This is a genomic window from Sphingobium nicotianae (genome assembly GCF_018603885.1).
GTDB classification, from domain to species: domain Bacteria; phylum Pseudomonadota; class Alphaproteobacteria; order Sphingomonadales; family Sphingomonadaceae; genus Sphingobium; species Sphingobium nicotianae.
Window position 1 is genome coordinate 47,158 of record NZ_JAHGAW010000014.1, and the last position, 16,960, is coordinate 64,117.

The window sequence follows — 16,960 nt, forward strand, 5'->3', positions numbered from 1 at the left end:
CCGTCTCTCTGACTTGGAGGAGAGGGCAGATGGCACATTATCCGACGACGCCGAGTTTCACCGGCACATTGCGCCCGATGCGCCTGGAAGGCGACATTCTCGATCTCGAGGTCGACGGCGAGGTGCCCGCGCAGCTGGCAGGGACATTTCACCGGGTGCATCCGGACGCCCAGTTCGCCCCGAAGTTCGAGGACGATCAGTTCTTCAACGGCGATGGCCTCGTAAGCCTCTTCCACTTCCGCAACGGCAAGATCGATTTCCGGCAGCGTTATGCCCACACCGACAAATGGCTTGCCGAACGTGAGGCCGGCCGCGCGCTGTTCGGTGCCTATCGCAATCCCCTGACCGACGATGAGAGCGTCAAGGGCCGCATACGGGGCACCGCCAACACCAATGTCCTGGTCCACGCCGGCAAGCTTTATGCGATGAAGGAGGATAGTCCGTGCCTGCTGATGGACCCGCTCACGCTCGATACGTTCGGCTACACGGATTTCGGCGGCAAGCTGGAAAGCCAGACCTTCTGCGCCCATCCCAAGATCGATCCCAAGACGGGCAATCTCTGCGCCTTTTCCTATGGCGCGAAGGGCCTGATGACGCGGGACATGGCCTATATCGAGATCAGCCCGACGGGCGAACTGCTCAAGGAAATCCCGTTCGAGAATCAATATTATTGCATGATGCATGATTTCGGCGTGACCGAGGATTACGCCGTCTTCACGACCATGCCGCTGCTCAGCTCCTGGGACCGGCTGGAAAAGCGACTGCCTTTCTTCGGCTTCGACACCTCGCTGCCCTGCTACATGGGCGTGCTGCCGCGCAACGGCGACGCCCGGGACCTGCGCTGGTTCAAGACCGACAATTGCTTCGTCGGCCATGTCATGAATGCCTTCAACGATGGCACGAAAGTGCACATCGACATGCCGATATCCAGCAACAACAGCTTCCCCTTCTTCCCGGACATCCACGGCGCGCCGTTCGATCCGGTCGCGGGCAGGGGCTATCTGACGCGCTGGACGGTCGACATGGCTTCGAACGGCGAGGGCTTCGACAAGATCGAGCAGTTGGTTGACGTGCCCGACGAGTTCCCCCGCATCGACGATCGCTATGCGACGCAGGCCTATCGGCATGGCTGGATGCTGATTCTCGACACCGACAAGCCTTACGAAGGGCCGGGCGGCGCCTTCTACGCGCTGACCAACACACTTGGCCACGTCGATCTGGCGAGCGGCAAGCGCAAGAGCTGGTGGGCCGGGCCGCAATGCGCGATCCAGGAACCCTGCTTTATCCCGCGCAGCGCCGACGCGCCGGAAGGAGACGGCTATGTGGTCGCGCTCGTCGACAATCACGTCACCAATTATTCTGACCTCGCGATCTTCGATGCGCAGCGCGTCGAGGAGGGGCCGATCGCGCGCGCGAAGCTGCCGGTCCGGTTGCGCCAAGGTCTGCATGGCAACTGGGCCGACGCCCGCCAGCTCGCCGCCTGATGGGGCGGACGGCGCGATGTGAAAAAAGCTGCGTTTGATCCCTATCAAAGCATGACGAGCGCGGAGCGGTCATGACAGGCTTGTGTTGATATGGAGGCCAAGATGAAGCGTTGCGCGAAGCGTCATCCGCTCGATACGGTGCCTCCGACCCTGGAGACGCTCCGCGAGGATCACATCATCCAGCGGGTGCTGTGCCATGATCTCGAGATGCTTGCCGACGGCCTGCCGGCATTGCCGCCGCTGACGGCGATCCGCCGGCTATGCGACCGGATCGATCGGGTGGTTACCACGCACTTCCGGCGTGCCGAGGCGATCCTGGGGAACCTGCCGGCCGAGCAGCGGCCCGGTTTCTGTTCGCTGACGGAACTGCGGCACATGCATCAGATGGACGAGGTTCATGCCGAGGATCTCATCGCGGCCCTGTGGCACTATGCGCGACAGGGGGACGAAAGCGAGGTGGGGCAACTCGCTTATATGTTGCGCTGTTTCTTCGATGGATGCCGGCGCGCCATTGCCCTCAAGGAAAGCTGGATCGCCAAGGCAGGACGTGACCTTGGCTACGACTGATCGAGGATCTGCTCGAGCTCGAGCGAATCCAGGATCCGGCAGTCCCGGTCGCCATTGACGAAGGCGATGATGTTCGCCGCGCGCAAGCGCGTGAGCTGCCGGCTGACCGTCTCGATCGTCAGTCCGAGATAATCGGCCATCTCGCCCCGGCTTACCGGGATCGACACCTGGCTCTCGCCAGCCGCGCGGGACCGCTCGTAAAGCTCCAGGATGAAGCCCGCGACGCGCTCCTGCGCACTCTTGCGGCCGAGCGAAAGCATGCGGTTCCGTGCGTCGTTGAGCGATGCCATGGTGCGCTTGAGCAGCATCCGCTCGAGCCGGGGGAACTGGTCGAGAATCCCCTCGAAGGCACGCCGGGAATAACAACAGAGATCGGTTTCGACGACGGCCGTCACGGTCATTGACATCTCGTCTTCGAAAAGCTGTCCGACAAAGTCGCCCGGGAAGAGGAGGCCGACGATCTGCTCGCGCCCGTCCGCCATCGTGCTGGTCACCTTGAGGGCGCCGTGCACGACATTCGCGCACAGATTGCTCTCGTCGCCGGCCCAGCTCAGGATCTGGCCGGCGGGGATGACGCGCCGCCGGCCCACATTGCTGAGCGCCGTCAGATCTTCGTCCGTCATGCTCGCGCAGAGCGCAGTGGTCCGCACGGCACAGCTCTTGCACCGCGTCGCGGTCGTTTCGGAGCCGGCTCCATCCGGAACCCGGGCGGCGCTCAACACGGCAACTTGGGACATCGTCTTCTCCACGTCGAATTGTGCCTCGCTCTCTGCGCTTTTCCATCAGTTGCCGGAATAAGGGATAATACGCGGTGCCGCTGTGAGGCGGTCGTGCGGCCCGGCTCGTTTCTGGCTGAATTCCGCCAGTTTGACTCGTTGAATTGATCCGGGCTCGCCGCGGGCAGAGAGCGATTTTGGCCGGCGATGCCCACGCTTGACCCAAGTCAATGAGGCCAGCGACCCCGGCCACTAGACCTCCAGCGAATCAAAATTTGCAGCCGAGGGGTTGACCATGATCCAATTGACGATGCGCGCCGGCATCTACCTGGCAGTCGCCGCGCTGGCATTCTTGGCCGCGGGGCTTGCCGTCGACTTCGGCTTTTCCGTGCACATGGCGATCGTCTGCATCGCCGCTTTGATCGCCTGCTGGGTGACGATCAGCGGTGCCGACTATGGCGCGATCGCGCGCGGCATCCTGCGCACGCCCGATGCCGGACGCTATGATGACGATCCCATCCGCTGGGGCGTCATCGCCACCGTGTTCTGGGGAATGGCCGGCTTCCTCGCGGGCCTGTTCATCGCCCTCCAGCTTGCCTTCCCCGTTCTCAACCTCGGCATCGAATATACGACATTCGGTCGGTTGCGGCCGCTGCACACGTCCGCCGTCATCTTCGCCTTTGGCGGCAATGCCCTGATCGCGACGAGCTTCTACGTGGTGCAGCGGACCTGCCGCGCCCGCCTGGCGTTTCCCGGCCTCGCGCGCTTCGTCTTCTGGGGTTATCAGCTCTTCATCGTGCTCGCCGCCACCGGCTATATGCTGGGAATCACCGAAGCCCGCGAATATGCCGAGCCGGAATGGTATGTCGATCTCTGGCTGACCATCGTCTGGGTCGCCTATGCCGCGGTGTTCATCGGTACGATCCTCAAGCGCAGCGAGCCGCACATCTATGTGGCGAACTGGTTCTACCTGAGCTTCATCATCACCATCGCGATGCTGCATATCGTCAACAATCTGGCGGTGCCGGTGAGCTGGGTGGGATCGAAGAGCTATTCGGCCTTCGCGGGCGTGCAGGATGCACTGACCCAATGGTGGTACGGCCACAACGCGGTCGGCTTCTTCCTGACCGCCGGCTTTCTGGCCATGATGTATTATTTCGTGCCCAAGCAGGCCGAGCGGCCGGTCTATTCCTACCGCCTGTCGATCATCCACTTCTGGTCGCTGATCTTCCTCTACATCTGGGCGGGGCCGCACCATCTCCTGTTCACCGCCTTGCCCGACTGGGCGCAGACGCTGGGCATGGTCTTCTCGATCATGCTGTGGATGCCGAGCTGGGGCGGGATGATCAACGGCCTGATGACGCTGAACGGCGCCTGGGACAAGGTTCGCACCGATCCGATCATCCGCATGATGGTCATGGCGCTCGCCTTCTACGGCATGAGCACGTTCGAAGGCCCGATGCTCTCGGTGAAGAGCGTCAACAGCCTCTCGCACTATACCGACTGGACGATCGGCCATGTTCATTCCGGCGCACTCGGCTGGAACGGCATGATCACCTTCGCTGCCATTTATTATCTGACCCCGCGCCTCTGGGCACGCCAGCGCCTCTATTCGCTGCGCATGGTGAACTGGCACTTCTGGCTCGCGACGGTCGGCATCGTCTTTTACGCGTCCGCGATGTGGGTCGCCGGCATCATGCAGGGCCTGATGTGGCGCGAATATGGGGCAGACGGCTATCTGGTCTATGCCTTCTCGGACACCGTGAAGGCCATGCACCCGCTCTATCTGATCCGGGCCTTCGGTGGATTGCTCTACCTGTCCGGTGCGGTGATCATGACGATCAACGTCTGGCGCACGATCCTGGGTCATCTGCGCGACGAAGCCCCGATGCGCGAAACGCGGCCCGATCCCGAACGGGATCATCCCGCCACGCCCTTTCACGCCCTCCCCGCCGAATAAGGACGGAAAGCCATGACTACGCTTACCGAGAAGCACAAGAAACTCGAGCGCAACATCACGTTGCTTGCCGTCGCCGCCTTCGCGGTCGTCGCGATCGGCGGGCTTGTGGAGGTGGCCCCGCTCTTCTGGATCGACAACACGATCGAGAAGGTGGAGGGCATGCGCCCCTACACGCCGCTCGAGCTGGCCGGGCGCAACATCTACATCCGCGAGGGCTGCTACAACTGTCACAGCCAGATGATCCGGCCGTTCCGTGACGAAGTCGAGCGCTACGGGCATTACAGCCTCGCGGCCGAGAGCATGTATGATCACCCCTTCCAGTGGGGATCGAAGCGCACCGGCCCCGATCTTGCCCGTGTCGGCAAGCGGTACTCGGATGCCTGGCATGTCCAGCATCTCACCGATCCGCGCAGCGTCGTACCCGAATCCATCATGCCGCCTTATGCCTTCCTCGCCGATCGCGACCTGAAGCCGGGCGACATGAGCGCCCATCTCAAGGCGCTCAAGGATGTCGGCGTGCCCTATACCGACAAGGATCTCGCACAGGCCAACGCGGACCTCGTCGCCCAGGCCGATCCCGAGGCGGACACGAAGGATCTGCTGAGCCGCTATCCCAAGGCGCAGGCGCGCGATTTCGACGGAAATCCCTCGCGCCTCACCGAGATGGACGCCCTCGTCGCCTATCTGCAGATGCTCGGCACCCTGGTCGATCTCGACAGTGCCGCGCCGCAGGAGGTCGAGCGATGATCTACAATGATCTGCGCACGTTCGCCGACAGCTATGCGCTGGCCGCGATGTTGCTCGCTTATTTCGTGCTCGTCTTCTGGGCATTTCGCCCCGGCTCCAAGCGACGGAACGAGCAAGCCGCCACCATGATCTTCGCCGACGAGAGCGAAGGGACAGCCGAAACCGGGGACAAGAACCATGGCTGAGCAAAAACGCATCGATCATCCGACCGGGACCGAAACGGTCGGCCATGAGTGGGACGGCATAGAGGAGCTGAACACGCCGCTGCCGCGCTGGTGGCTGCTCACCTTCTACGCCTCGATTGTCTTCGCGATCGGCTATGTCGTCATGTATCCGGCGATCCCGTTCCTGCACGGCAACAGCAAAGGCCTGTCGAACTGGTCGAGCCGGCGCGAACTCGCCAAAACGATGGGTACGGAGGCGACACGCAAGGCGCCGATCCTCTCCGCCATTGCGGCGACTCCGATCGAGAATCTGCCAGGCAAGCCAACGCTGATGAATGTCGCGATCCAGGGCGGCGGCGCGGCCTTCAAGGTGCATTGCGTGCAATGCCATGGGTCGGGTGCCGCCGGATCGAAGGGTTATCCCAACCTCAACGATGATGACTGGCTGTGGGGCGGCGACCTCAAATCCATCGTCTATACCATCACCTATGGCGCTCGAAATCCCGAGGTCGCGGAAACGCGCACCAGCCTGATGCCGGCCTTCGGGCACGACGGCATCCTGACGCCGGCGCAAGTCCAGGACGCCGTGTCCTTCGTCCGCGTGCTCAGCCGACAGGAGAAGTCGAGCTCGTCGTCAAGACGCGGCAGCGCGCTGTTCGAGGCTAATTGCGCCGTTTGCCACGGTCCTCAGGGCAAGGGCAATCGCACCGTCGGCGCGCCCAATCTGGCGGACGGCATCTGGCTCTATGGCGGGGACCGCGAGACCCTGACCCAGACGCTGACCGACAGTCGCCGGGGCGTCATGCCGGCATGGGGGCACCGTCTCGATCCTGTGACCATCAAGATGCTGGCGGCCTATGTCCATTCGCTGGGCGGCGGCGAGGCAAATCCGCAACCGCAGCTTGTCGCGACGGCACAGGCGACGAATTAGCACGGCTTGATCTGGCGCAATGCATGCTCCGTCAGGCCGTCGTAAATCACCATTGATGAGGGTGCTCGCGGTCCCCCGTTTGCCGCGGGTGCCCTCGTCACCGTAAAACAGCTTAACAGGCGCCGACATGTCAAGCGTGAACGATCTCACCAACGGGCCGACGAGCCTCTACGAAAAGCGCAAGTCCGTTTTCCCCAAGCAGGTCGATGGGCCATTTCGCCGTTTCAAATGGCTGGTGATGGCCGTCACCCTGACCATCTACTGGGTTACGCCATGGCTGCGCTGGGACCGCGGCGCATATGCTCCGAACCAGGCCGTGCTGGTCGATCTCGCCAATCGCCGCTTCTACATGTTCGACATCGAGATTTGGCCGCACGAATTTTATTATGTTGCGGGCCTGCTGATCATGGCGGGCATCGGCCTCTTCCTGGTCACCTCGGCAGTCGGCCGCGCCTGGTGCGGCTATGCCTGCCCGCAGACCGTCTGGACCGATCTGTTCCAGCATGTCGAGCGCTTCCTGGACGGAGACCGCAACGCCCAGATCCGTCTCGATCGCGCGCCCTGGACCTTGACGAAGCTCTGGAAGCGCCTGCGCAAATGGTCGGTCTGGCTGCTCATCGCCTTTCTGACCGGCGGTGCCTGGATCAACTATTTCGCTGACGCGCCAACGCTCCAGCGCGCCTTCTGGCATGGTACGGCGCCGACGGTCGCCTATGGCACCGTGCTGGTGCTCACCATGACCACCTTCCTGCTGGGCGGTTTCATGCGGGAACAGGTGTGCATCTATATGTGCCCCTGGCCTCGCATCCAGACCGCCATGACGGATGAAAAGTCGCTGATCGTCACCTATCGCCACTGGCGCGGCGAACCGCGCAGTCATGGTCTCAAGAAGGCCAGCGAAGAGCATATCCAGACCGGCGACTGCATCGACTGTCTCCAGTGCGTTCAAGTTTGCCCGACCGGCATCGACATTCGCGAAGGCCCCCAGATCGGCTGCATCACTTGCGCGCTGTGCATCGATGCGTGCGACAAGGTGATGGGGCAGATCGGCCGGCCGCGCGGCCTGATCGACTATGCGACCGAGCTGGACTGCGAGCGCGAGATGCGCGGGGAGGCATCGGTGTCCGCGCTGAAGCGCCTGCTGCGGCCGCGCACGTTGATCTACCTTGCGCTCTGGGCGGCCATCGGGATAGCGATGCTGTTCGCGCTGGGTACACGCACGCGCGTCGACATCGCCGCGGCGGCGGATCGCAATCCTCAATATGTCCGCCTGTCGGATGGGTCGATCCGCAACGCCTATCTGGTGCGCGTGCGCAACATGCAGAACCGGCCCCGCACGATGATCGTCGGCCTGCGTGGGCTGCCCGACGGCGTCATGTGGAGCGAAGGGCAGAGCAGAGCGCAGGCGAGCCGGACGCTGCGGGTCGATGTTCCCGCCGACCAGGTGCTCAAGCAGCGTCTCTATATCGTGGCAGGTGCCTTTGGGCCGGCAAGGCAGGATTTCGTCTTCACCGTCCAGGCGGCGGGCGACGACAAGGAGACGGCCGAGGATGACGAGAGCTTCGTCCGGCCGGAGGAGGGACAATGACCGGGACGTTCACGGGGCGCCACATCACGCTCATTCTCGTTGCGTTTTTCGGGGTCGTGATGGCCGTCAATTTCACCATGGCCTATTTCGCGAGCGCGACGTTTGGCGGCACGGTGGTCGACAACAGCTATGTCGCCAGCCAGCAGTTCAACGGATGGCTCGAGAAGGCACGCGCGGAAAAGGCGCTGGGCTGGTCGCTCGATACGGTGCGGACGCCCGATCATCATGTGATTGTCTCGATCGCGCAGGGCGCTGCGCCGCTCCCCTTCGCGACCGTCACGGCCCTGGCGCGCCATCCGCTCGGCCGCCTGCCGGAGCGGACTCTGGCCTTCCGCGCTTTGGGCGGCGGCCGCTACGAGAGCCTCGACGCGCTGCCCGCGGGCCGCTGGATCCTCCATCTGCGCGCGGTGCAGGGCAGGTGGCAGATCAACCGGATCGTCGACCTCCAATGAACGCGCGCGCGCCAGCGGTCGAGCCGGCCGGGCATCCGCGCGAAAGCCGCTTCGCGGTGCCGGACATGCATTGCGCCGGCTGCATCGCCAAGATCGAGCGGCTGCTGCCGCTGCAACCGGGGATCTTCTGGGGCCGGGTCAATTTTTCCGGCAAGACGGTGACGGTGAGCCACGCCGACACGCTCGCCGAACCCGACCTGATCCGCGCCTTCGAGGCGATCGGGTTCGAAGCGCAACCGCTCCAGAATGCCGCTTCTCTGGAGCGCAGCGTCGCGCTCAAGCGGCTGATCCGCGCGCTGGCCGTCGCCGGCTTCGCGGCCATGAACGTCATGCTGCTGTCCGTGTCGGTCTGGTCGGGCGCGGACGGGAACTCGCGCAATCTCTTCCACTGGATCTCGGCGCTGATCGCTATCCCCGCGGTCGCCTTTTCCGGGCGCCCTTTCTTCTCATCGGCGTTCCGCGCGCTGAAGGCCGGCACGACGAACATGGACGTGCCGATCTCCATCGGCGTCTCGCTCGCGACCGGCATGAGCCTCTACGAGACGATCATCGGCGGCGAGCATGCCTGGTTCGACGGCGCGCTCATGCTCCTGACCTTTCTCCTCGCCGGGCGCGTGCTCGACGAGATGATGCGCGGACGGGCGGCGAGCGGCGCCGAGGCGCTGGTCCGGCGGACGGCACCCGGCGCGATGCGCCTTGGCGAGAAGGGCGAAAGCCAGTGGATCGCGGCGGATGCCCTCGTGGTTGGCGACCGGCTGCTCGTCGCCGCCGGTGAGCGGCTGGCGACGGATGCGATCATCGAGCAGGGGACGAGCCGGTTCGATCTGTCGCTCCTGACCGGCGAGAGCGCGCCGGTCAGTGCCGGCCCCGGCGATCGCGTCACCGCCGGCACGCTCAATCTCGATGCGCCCGTGACCCTGCGCGTGACGGCTGTGGGCGAGGACCGGGCGATCGCGGCGATCGCGCGTCTCATGGAGAGCGCGGCGCAGGTGCGCTCGCGCTATGTGCGCCTGGCCGATCGGGCGTCGCGGCTCTACGCGCCCGCCGTGCATCTGCTCGCGGCGCTGAGCTTTGCCGCCTGGATGATGGCCGGGGCCGGCTGGCATCAATCGCTGCTCATCGCGATTGCGGTGCTGATCATCACATGCCCCTGCGCGCTCGGCCTCGCGGTGCCGGTCGCCCAGGTCGTCGTCTGCGGCTCGATGATGCGCGAGGGCCTGCTGGTGAAGGACGGCAGCGCGCTCGAGCGCCTGGCCCAGGCGGATGAAGTGCTGCTCGACAAGACGGGGACGCTGACCCTCGGCCGGCCGCAGCCGGAAGGGCTCGATGCCATACCAGAGGACAAGCGTCCGATCGCGCGCGCGCTCGCGATGGCGAGCCGCCATCCGCTCGCCATCGCCATCCGGCAGGGGCTGGGCGGCGCCGATGTCGGCCCTGCGCAGCTGAGCGATATCATCGAGAAAGCGGGCGAGGGCGTGGAAGCCAGGATCGATGGCACTCTGGTGGCGATGCGTCGCCCGCGCCCCGGCGAAGTTGGGAGCGATGAAGACGATCGCACGTCCGTCGCTCTCGATCTGGGCTGCGAGCATCCCTTCATCATTCGCTTCGCGGACGGCCTGCGCCCGGATGCTTCCGCCGCACTGAGGCAACTCGCCGCCCTCGGCCTGCCGGCGCGGATCATGTCCGGCGACAGGGCAGGGGCCGTCGCGCTGGTTGGCGATGCGCTCGGCATTGCCTGGCAGGGCGAGATGCAACCGGCGGAAAAGATGGCATTGCTGGAGTCGGAGATCGCGGTGGGGCATCGTCCGCTGATGGTCGGCGATGGCCTCAATGACGGGCCGGCGCTCGCGGCCGCCCATGTCTCGATGGCGCCCGCCTCGGCCAGCGACGTCGGCCAGCAGGCGGCCGATATCGTGTTCCTGGGCGACAGCTTGCTCTGCCTGCCGAAGGCAGTGCGCGCGGCGCGCGCGACGATGCGGATCGTGCGCGAGAATTTCGCGCTGGCCATTGGCTACAATATCCTGGCCGTTCCGCTTGCCATGACCGGTCACGTGACCCCCCTCGTCGCGGCGCTGGCCATGTCGACCAGTTCGCTGATCGTGATCGCCAATTCGCTGCGCTTGCGCTGGGCCGTCAAATGAACGGCCTGCTCATCCTCATCCCCGTGGCTCTCGCGCTCGGCCTTGGCGGCCTGGTCGCCTTTCTATGGTCGCTGCGCGCCGGTCAGTTCGATGATCCGGACGGCGCGGCCATGCGCATCCTTATCGACGACCCGAACGACGACCGGCCGACGCCCATCAAGGATCGATAGTCCTCGGATACGCAAAAGGGGCCGGCCTTGGACGGCCGGCCCCTTCGCAATGGCGTGACGGAAATCTCCGTCGTCAGATCGCGTTCACGTCCAGAACGGTCGGCACCAGATCGTTCGCGAGGCGGATGATCTTGCTGGCGATGCGCCATTCGCCGTCCACCTGCCGCAGTCCGTGACGGTAGCGGCCGAAATGATAGGAAAGGCGATCGCTGCGCGGATCATAGGCGTGAGTCACGAAGCTGGAGAAGACGACATGCTCGTCGCCGTCCATGCCGCCCAGCTCGACATTGCTGAGGATGTGCGCCACGCGCGGCAGGGTGCGCGAGACCGGCGAGAGGCCGGAGGTCAGGCGCGTGACCCGGTCGCGCAGATTGGACCGTCCGCGATAATAGATGAGCGACAGCTCCCGGTCGGGATCTTCCGTCTGGCTGTTGTCGTCGCGCCAGGCCGGCATCCAGTAGAGCGCGTCCTCGGTATAGAGGTCGAGCCAGCCCGCGAAGTCCTGCTCGTCGAGCAGCCGGGCTTCGCGCGTGATCAGCGCCTGCGCGTCCGCCAGCGTCAGCCGCGCGCGCTCAAGGGTCAAGTCGTTCATGCCAGCACCTCGCTCATCCGATCCAACCATGCGTGATAATAGCCCTGGAACAATGTCTCGTCGGCCAGTTGCGACGGGCCGGCGACGCTGCTGACCGGTTCCATCCCGAGCCGGTCGGACAGGTCATTGCCGCCCTTGCGGGTGGCGGCGAGGCCGCGGGCATGGCCTTGCAGCCAGGGGCCGTCCTGACCCGTCATGCCGGTCTGGCATTCCTCGTACACGGCGTTGTCATCAGCGATCGCCATGCCGGTGGGATTGAAGAAATCCTCATACTGGCGGATGCGCAGCCGTCGCGCCTCGGCGCTTTCGCCCTTGGGGACAAGGCACCATGTCTCCATCTCGGTCAGATTATGCGCGATCGGCCGGATGACGCGCAGCTGGGTGGAAGCGTTCACCGCCACCTGCGCGTTCGGGAACAGGCTGAGGTTGCGCATGTTGAACATCCAGGCGGTGCGGTCCGCGCCGAACTTTTCCAACAATGCGGTGTGGGACGAGTAGAGCGCCTGACTGGGGTTCGGCTCCATGCGCCCCCAGGTCACGACATGCCCGTGCTCGAAGATGTAGGAGCCGCCGACGATCCCCTCGTCGCCGCCTTTCCAGAAGTCGGCGCCGGCCAGGCTGGACTTGACCGCCGCGCCATTCTCGCCCGCCGCACGGCGCTCCAGCACCTTGATCAGGCTCGGATGGGTCGAGGTGAAATGATACTGGTCCGAGCAATTCTCGAGTTGCATCTTCCAGTTGGCAGCGAAGGTGAAGCGGACGCGGCCCGGAACGAGTTCGAGGCCCTCGTCGCTCTGGTCGGCCACCAGATCGAGCATGTGGCGCGCCTCGCCGAGATGATCGTCGAGCGAGGGGACGTCGGCGCTCAGGCTGCCGAACAGGAAGCCGCGATACTCGCCGAACCTCGCGATCGGGGCGAGGTCGTGATCCTCCTCGGTGAAGCCCTGGCCATAGGCGCCGGCGTTGTGCCACTTCACATTCTTGCAGGCGCCCGAGCTGTCGAAGGTCCAGCTATGATAAGGACAAGCGAACAGCCGCGCATTGCCCGAGGGCTGCGTGGCGATCCGCGCGCCCTTGTGCGGGCAGCTGTTGACGAAACAGCGCAGGACGCCGTCCTTGCCGCGCGCGACGATCACCGGGATGCGCCCGATGCGCGTCGTGAAATAGTCGTGCAGGTCGGCGGCCTGGCTGGCCATGCCGAGGAAGACCCAGCCGCTCTCGAAGACATGCTTCATTTCGAGATCGAACAGCTCGGGATCGGAGAAGAGAGCGCGGTTGACCCGGAACACTCCCTCCGCGGGACGGTCATCGACCAGGTCGACAAGACGATAAGGCTTCATGTCAAAGCTCCAATTTCTGGGGTCAGCGAACGTCCATGTCGCCGAAATCAGGGCGCAGCAGATGCTCCCGGATCTCGTAGCCGGTGAACGGGGTCTGCGAGACGGAGCGGCCGAAGCGGCTCCACCAGTAGCTGTGCGAGCGCGGGTCGGCCCAGACCTTGCGCGCGTTGCCCTCATCGACGATCCGGTTGTAGCGCCAATAGGCGTCTTCCTTGACCTCGATCGCCTTCTTGCCCTCGAGGATCAGCTTTTCCATGCACTGCATCAGATACAGCGTGGTCATTTCCTCATATTGCGGCACGCCGATGCCGCCATTGGTGTTCGGCCCATAGAGCGTCCACAGATTGGGGAATCCGGGGATCATGCAGCCGAGATAGGCGCGGGCGCCGTCCTGCGCCCACAGCTTGTCCAGCGTCATGCCGTCCTTGCCCGTGACCTCCATCGGCCAGAGGAAGTCATGGGCGCGGAAGCCGGTGGCGAAGATGATCACGTCGACATCGTGCTGGCTGCCGTCCGCCGCGACGAGGCCATTGCGGTTGGCGCTCCTGATCCCCTGCGGGACGAGCGTGACATTCTCCTCCTGGATGGCGTCGAGCACGCTGTAGGTGGGGTCGCAGACGACCGGCCGCGCCGACCACATCGGATGCGGCGGGGTCATCGCCGCGAGCAGGTCGGGGTCGCTGATCTTGCTCTTGAGGAACTCGATCGCCCGCTCGCGCGCCGCCTTCCCGGCTTCGCTGACCGAATAGGGATCGTCGAAGCCCGGTTCGATGTCGAACTGCTTCACGAAGTCCGGGCCCGATCCGTAGATGGTTTTGAAGCGCAGAAAATTGGCATGATAGGGCAGGTTGCGGTCCAGCCACATGAGCTGCCTGGGCGATTCCGAGAGATAGCCGGGGATCGGGATCAGCCACTGGGCGGTGCGCTGAAAGACGGTGAGCTCGATGCCTTCGACCTGCGCGAGCACCGGGATCATCTGATAGCCGGTGCAGCCCGTGCCGATCACTGCGACCCGCTTGCCGCGCAGGTCGATGCCGTCCGGCCAGCGCGCAGTGTGCCAGGATTGGCCCTCGAACTGGTCCATGCCCGCAATGTCCGGGATGCTCGGGCGGCTGAGGAAACCGACGCCGCTGATCACCGCGTTCGAGCGGATCGTCCGCTCGCCATCGGGGCCGACGACGCGGATGTCCCACAGGCCGGCTGCCTCGTCCCAGGTCAGCGAGCGCACCTCGGTGTTGAAGCTGATGTCCTTGCGCAGGTCGAAATCGTCGGCCGTGCGCTCGAACACGGCCTGGCATTCCTTGTTCGTGCCGAACTGGCGGGGATAGGGGTAATTGACCGCCGTCAGGTTCGTATAACCGCGGCTGGGCGTGTCGACGCGGGCGCCCGGATAATGATTTTCGTACCAGGTGCCGCCGACCTCGTCATTCTTCTCGATGATCTGATAGTTGATGCCGGCGCGGCCGAGCTGGATCGCGGCGTTGAGGCCGCCCATGCCGGAGCCGATGATCGTCACCGAGAAATTGTCGAGCCGTTCCGGATCGGGCTCGGCCTGCCATTTGAGCGATCGCACCAGTGGATCGAGCGCGGTCTCCTCGACCATCAGGTCGCGCGCGGCATCCATGATCCGCTCGCCGACGACGAGGTCCAGGCTTTCCACCACCCGCGCCCGGTCATAGTCGATCTCGCCAGCGCCGGCGTCGCGATAGGCCTTGAGGAAGTCGACGGCCTTGCGCCGCAGCATGGCGATGACCTCGTCGCTGGCGGGGGCTACCGTCTCCACCCTGCCGACGCGGAACTTGCGCAGCTCCATGGTCTTGAGCTCGGTGTCGCCAGTCAGCAGATAGAGCAGGCCGCGCAGCGCCATCGGATCGGCATAGCCGACCGCATCCTCGATCATCTCGTCGCTCGCGCTGAGCAATTCGGGCCGTACCGGCCGCACGGTCGCTTCCATCACTGACATGCCTTGCATCCTCCTCATCACGCGCCGCTGCTCTGAAATCTACTTAACATGTTAAGTTGTGCCGCGCGGCATCGGCCACATAAGGAGCGTTGTTGTGCAGTCGTCAGCGCCCGTCCTTGATCTGGATCAAGCGCGCGCAATTGGCCTGTCTTGTTGGGCGAGCGTCCGCGGTGCTCTCCGTCAGGGCGGTGGAACGTCCTGTTTCAGCGGCAGGTTCGGGGAAGGGCTTCCCTACAGGTGACTTCAGCCGACCTTGCGTATCGCGTCGGTTGCCTGATCGGCACGACCCCGAGCCTCTGCACGGGGGTGTCTAAATGGCGATCACGCGGATGACCCTAACCGGTGGTCGCCGATTTGTGTTTGGTCATCGCGCCACTCGGGGTCGCAACGCGAACCCGACGGACATCAGCATCACGCCCTGCATCAGCAGGTCGATCGCCAGGAACATGCCCAACACCCAGAAGCTGTTCGCCGGCCAGCCGAACAGGATGATAGCGGCGACGCTGAGGCTGATCAGACCGGACAGGAGAAGCCATCCCCAGCCATTGCCGCGCCATCCGATGGAAACGACGCTGCGGACAAGGCCCGATGCGCCAAGCGCATAGCCCAGCAACAGGGTCAGCAGGCTGGCCGCGAACGCTGGATTGTAGAGCACGGCAACCGAGGCCGAGAGATAGAGGAGGCCCGATAGGGTCCACAACGCGACCCAGGTCCAGCGTCGGACCCCGACGGCATGGACGAGCTGCAGGATGCCGCCTGCGAACATCATCGAGCCGGCAATATAGGTGGCCGCCATGGTTGCCAGGAAGAGATTGGCCGATGCGATGAAACCGAGGGCGGCGAGCGCCGCGCCAATGCCGACGAACCATCCCCACAGTTTCGCTTCGGCGGGCGGTAATTGCGTGTCCCCCCATATCGTCTGTGTCGTCATGACTGCGTCCTTTGAATCAGCTCGATCAGATGCACGACGATTAAATCCGACGCGTCATCGCCGCATTCCGGGAATCTACTGATTTGTCGCGGCCTTCTTCACCGTCATCAGGACAGGCAATGGCCGCTGCCGGCGGCCTCGGCATTCGGAGACACGACATGAAAGCATTGGTCTATCACGGTCCTGGCCAGAAGAGCCTCGACGACTGTCCCAAGCCGGAGATCATCGACATTGGCAATGCGATCGTCCGCATAACCCATACGACCATTTGCGGGACGGACCTGCACATCCTCAAGGGTGACGTGCCGACATGCACGCCGGGGCGAATTCTGGGGCACGAAGGCGTCGGTATCGTCGAGACGGTGGGCAGCGGCGTTGCCAGTTTTCGCCCTGGCGATCATGTGCTGATCTCCTGCATCACCGCCTGCGGGCGCTGCGACTATTGCCGGCGCGGCATGTACTCGCATTGCACCACCGGCGGCTGGATCCTCGGCAACATGATCGATGGGACGCAGGCTGAATATGTGCGGATTCCCCATGCCGATACCAGCCTCTATCCTATCCCGTCGGGTGCGGACGAAGAGGCTCTGGTCATGCTCAGCGACATTCTGCCCACCGGCTTCGAGTGCGGCGTCCTGAACGGCAAGGTGCAGCCCGGTGCCAGTGTCGCAATCGTGGGATCGGGGCCGATCGGCTTGGCCGCGCTCCTCACTGCGCAATTCTATTCGCCCGCCGAGATCATCATGATCGACCTGGACCACAATCGGCTGGCGATCGCGCAACGCTTCGGCGCGACGCATATCGTCAACAGCGCGACGGAAGATGCGGTCGCGGCCGTGCAGGCGGTCACCGCCGAGCGCGGCGCTGACACGGTGATCGAGGCGGTGGGCGTGCCGGCCAGCTTCGAACTTTGCCAGGATCTTGTCGCGCCGGGCGGCGTCATCGCGAACATCGGCGTGCATGGTCACAAGGCCGATCTCCATCTCGAGAAGCTCTGGTCCCACAATATCGCGATCACCACGCGGCTGGTCGATACCGTGACCACGCCCATGCTGATGAAAACCGTGATGGCGAAGAAGCTCGATCCGGAAAGCCTCATCACCCACCGCTTCAAGCTCGATGCGGTCATGGATGCCTATGACGTGTTCGGGCGCGCTGCGGAGACTCAGGCTCTCAAGGTGGTCATCTCCACCTGATCCCGGCGATCGCGCGCG

At 64.3% G+C, this 16,960-nt stretch carries 16 protein-coding genes; 11 read left to right on the top strand and 5 right to left on the bottom strand.

The genetic code is table 11. The annotated features are described in order from the left end of the window. Window positions 1-29: 29 nt before the first annotated feature. Together KK488_RS18995 and KK488_RS19000 are read left to right on the top strand one after the other, a co-directional pair. On the top strand, window positions 30-1,484 hold the full coding sequence (locus KK488_RS18995; protein ID WP_214625289.1) for a lignostilbene-alpha,beta-dioxygenase: 1,455 nt from the start codon (window positions 30-32) through the stop codon (window positions 1,482-1,484). A gap of 102 nt (window positions 1,485-1,586) precedes the next feature. Then, window positions 1,587-2,051, top strand: coding sequence for a hemerythrin domain-containing protein (locus tag KK488_RS19000; protein WP_214625290.1), 465 nt, complete (start codon window positions 1,587-1,589; stop codon window positions 2,049-2,051). On the opposite strand, the gene KK488_RS19005 is transcribed toward KK488_RS19000, so the two are convergent. Next, complete coding sequence (locus KK488_RS19005; RefSeq protein WP_349356937.1) at window positions 2,042-2,701, bottom strand: Crp/Fnr family transcriptional regulator; 660 nt, start codon at window positions 2,699-2,701, stop codon at window positions 2,042-2,044. The genes KK488_RS19000 and KK488_RS19005 overlap by 10 nt on opposite strands. Window positions 2,702-3,062: 361 nt before the next feature. Between KK488_RS19005 and ccoN the strand changes: the two genes are divergently transcribed. From ccoN to ccoS, 8 genes are all read left to right on the top strand, one after another. After that, window positions 3,063-4,727, top strand: coding sequence for a cytochrome-c oxidase, cbb3-type subunit I (gene ccoN / locus KK488_RS19010; protein WP_214625292.1), 1,665 nt, complete (start codon window positions 3,063-3,065; stop codon window positions 4,725-4,727). A gap of 12 nt (window positions 4,728-4,739) precedes the next feature. Then, window positions 4,740-5,474, top strand: a complete 735-nt coding sequence (gene ccoO / locus KK488_RS19015; protein ID WP_214625293.1) for a cytochrome-c oxidase, cbb3-type subunit II — start codon at window positions 4,740-4,742, stop codon at window positions 5,472-5,474. Continuing rightward, window positions 5,471-5,659, top strand: a complete 189-nt coding sequence (locus KK488_RS19020; RefSeq protein WP_214625294.1) for a cbb3-type cytochrome oxidase subunit 3 — start codon at window positions 5,471-5,473, stop codon at window positions 5,657-5,659. Before ccoO ends, KK488_RS19020 begins: the two co-directional genes overlap by 4 nt. Then, complete coding sequence (gene ccoP / locus KK488_RS19025; RefSeq protein ID WP_214625295.1) at window positions 5,652-6,569, top strand: cytochrome-c oxidase, cbb3-type subunit III; 918 nt, start codon at window positions 5,652-5,654, stop codon at window positions 6,567-6,569. The genes KK488_RS19020 and ccoP overlap by 8 nt, the downstream gene beginning before the upstream one ends. A 127-nt stretch (window positions 6,570-6,696) precedes the next feature. Then, complete coding sequence (gene ccoG / locus KK488_RS19030; protein ID WP_214625296.1) at window positions 6,697-8,157, top strand: cytochrome c oxidase accessory protein CcoG; 1,461 nt, start codon at window positions 6,697-6,699, stop codon at window positions 8,155-8,157. Beyond that, window positions 8,154-8,609: a FixH family protein gene (locus KK488_RS19035; protein ID WP_214625297.1), complete on the top strand. Its 456-nt coding sequence runs from the start codon at window positions 8,154-8,156 to the stop codon at window positions 8,607-8,609. The genes ccoG and KK488_RS19035 overlap by 4 nt, the downstream gene beginning before the upstream one ends. Next, window positions 8,606-10,750, top strand: coding sequence for a heavy metal translocating P-type ATPase (locus tag KK488_RS19040; protein ID WP_214625298.1), 2,145 nt, complete (start codon window positions 8,606-8,608; stop codon window positions 10,748-10,750). The genes KK488_RS19035 and KK488_RS19040 overlap by 4 nt, the downstream gene beginning before the upstream one ends. Then, complete coding sequence (gene ccoS / locus KK488_RS19045; protein WP_214625299.1) at window positions 10,747-10,920, top strand: cbb3-type cytochrome oxidase assembly protein CcoS; 174 nt, start codon at window positions 10,747-10,749, stop codon at window positions 10,918-10,920. Before KK488_RS19040 ends, ccoS begins: the two co-directional genes overlap by 4 nt. A 73-nt stretch (window positions 10,921-10,993) precedes the next feature. Here the strand turns inward: ccoS and KK488_RS19050 are convergent, their stop codons facing one another. The 4 genes from KK488_RS19050 to KK488_RS19065 all read right to left on the bottom strand — a co-directional run bounded on the left by KK488_RS19050 (window position 10,994) and on the right by KK488_RS19065 (window position 15,692). Then, window positions 10,994-11,512 carry an aromatic-ring-hydroxylating dioxygenase subunit beta gene (locus KK488_RS19050; RefSeq protein ID WP_214625300.1) on the bottom strand — a complete coding sequence of 173 codons (519 nt, stop codon included), beginning with the start codon at window positions 11,510-11,512 and terminating at the stop codon, window positions 10,994-10,996. Continuing rightward, entirely contained in the window at window positions 11,509-12,852 is a 1,344-nt protein-coding gene (locus tag KK488_RS19055; protein ID WP_214625301.1) for an aromatic ring-hydroxylating oxygenase subunit alpha, read from the bottom strand. Before KK488_RS19055 ends, KK488_RS19050 begins: the two co-directional genes overlap by 4 nt. Window positions 12,853-12,874: 22 nt before the next feature. Beyond that, window positions 12,875-14,815, bottom strand: a complete 1,941-nt coding sequence (locus KK488_RS19060; RefSeq protein WP_250890758.1) for a flavin-containing monooxygenase — start codon at window positions 14,813-14,815, stop codon at window positions 12,875-12,877. 364 nt (window positions 14,816-15,179) lie between these two features. Continuing rightward, complete coding sequence (locus tag KK488_RS19065) at window positions 15,180-15,692, bottom strand: HdeD family acid-resistance protein (RefSeq protein WP_432653876.1); 513 nt, start codon at window positions 15,690-15,692, stop codon at window positions 15,180-15,182. Between the two features lie 212 nt (window positions 15,693-15,904). Between KK488_RS19065 and KK488_RS19070 the strand changes: the two genes are divergently transcribed. Continuing rightward, window positions 15,905-16,942 carry a zinc-dependent alcohol dehydrogenase family protein gene (locus tag KK488_RS19070; protein WP_214625303.1) on the top strand — a complete coding sequence of 346 codons (1,038 nt, stop codon included), beginning with the start codon at window positions 15,905-15,907 and terminating at the stop codon, window positions 16,940-16,942. The last annotated feature ends 18 nt before the right edge of the window (window positions 16,943-16,960 follow it).

What these genes read in the sequence shown, in the direction of transcription:
- KK488_RS18995 (WP_214625289.1), top strand. Translation starts at nt 30, where the DNA reads ATGGCACATTATCCGACGACGCCGAGTTTCACCGGCACATTGCGCCCG.
- KK488_RS19060 (WP_250890758.1), bottom strand. Translation starts at nt 14,815, where the DNA reads ATGTCAGTGATGGAAGCGACCGTGCGGCCGGTACGGCCCGAATTGCTC.
- ccoS (WP_214625299.1), top strand. Translation starts at nt 10,747, where the DNA reads ATGAACGGCCTGCTCATCCTCATCCCCGTGGCTCTCGCGCTCGGCCTT.
- KK488_RS19070 (WP_214625303.1), top strand. Translation starts at nt 15,905, where the DNA reads ATGAAAGCATTGGTCTATCACGGTCCTGGCCAGAAGAGCCTCGACGAC.
- KK488_RS19000 (WP_214625290.1), top strand. Translation starts at nt 1,587, where the DNA reads ATGAAGCGTTGCGCGAAGCGTCATCCGCTCGATACGGTGCCTCCGACC.
- KK488_RS19035 (WP_214625297.1), top strand. Translation starts at nt 8,154, where the DNA reads ATGACCGGGACGTTCACGGGGCGCCACATCACGCTCATTCTCGTTGCG.
- ccoG (WP_214625296.1), top strand. Translation starts at nt 6,697, where the DNA reads ATGTCAAGCGTGAACGATCTCACCAACGGGCCGACGAGCCTCTACGAA.
- KK488_RS19040 (WP_214625298.1), top strand. Translation starts at nt 8,606, where the DNA reads ATGAACGCGCGCGCGCCAGCGGTCGAGCCGGCCGGGCATCCGCGCGAA.
- KK488_RS19055 (WP_214625301.1), bottom strand. Translation starts at nt 12,852, where the DNA reads ATGAAGCCTTATCGTCTTGTCGACCTGGTCGATGACCGTCCCGCGGAG.
- ccoO (WP_214625293.1), top strand. Translation starts at nt 4,740, where the DNA reads ATGACTACGCTTACCGAGAAGCACAAGAAACTCGAGCGCAACATCACG.
- KK488_RS19020 (WP_214625294.1), top strand. Translation starts at nt 5,471, where the DNA reads ATGATCTACAATGATCTGCGCACGTTCGCCGACAGCTATGCGCTGGCC.
- KK488_RS19050 (WP_214625300.1), bottom strand. Translation starts at nt 11,512, where the DNA reads ATGAACGACTTGACCCTTGAGCGCGCGCGGCTGACGCTGGCGGACGCG.
- ccoP (WP_214625295.1), top strand. Translation starts at nt 5,652, where the DNA reads ATGGCTGAGCAAAAACGCATCGATCATCCGACCGGGACCGAAACGGTC.
- ccoN (WP_214625292.1), top strand. Translation starts at nt 3,063, where the DNA reads ATGATCCAATTGACGATGCGCGCCGGCATCTACCTGGCAGTCGCCGCG.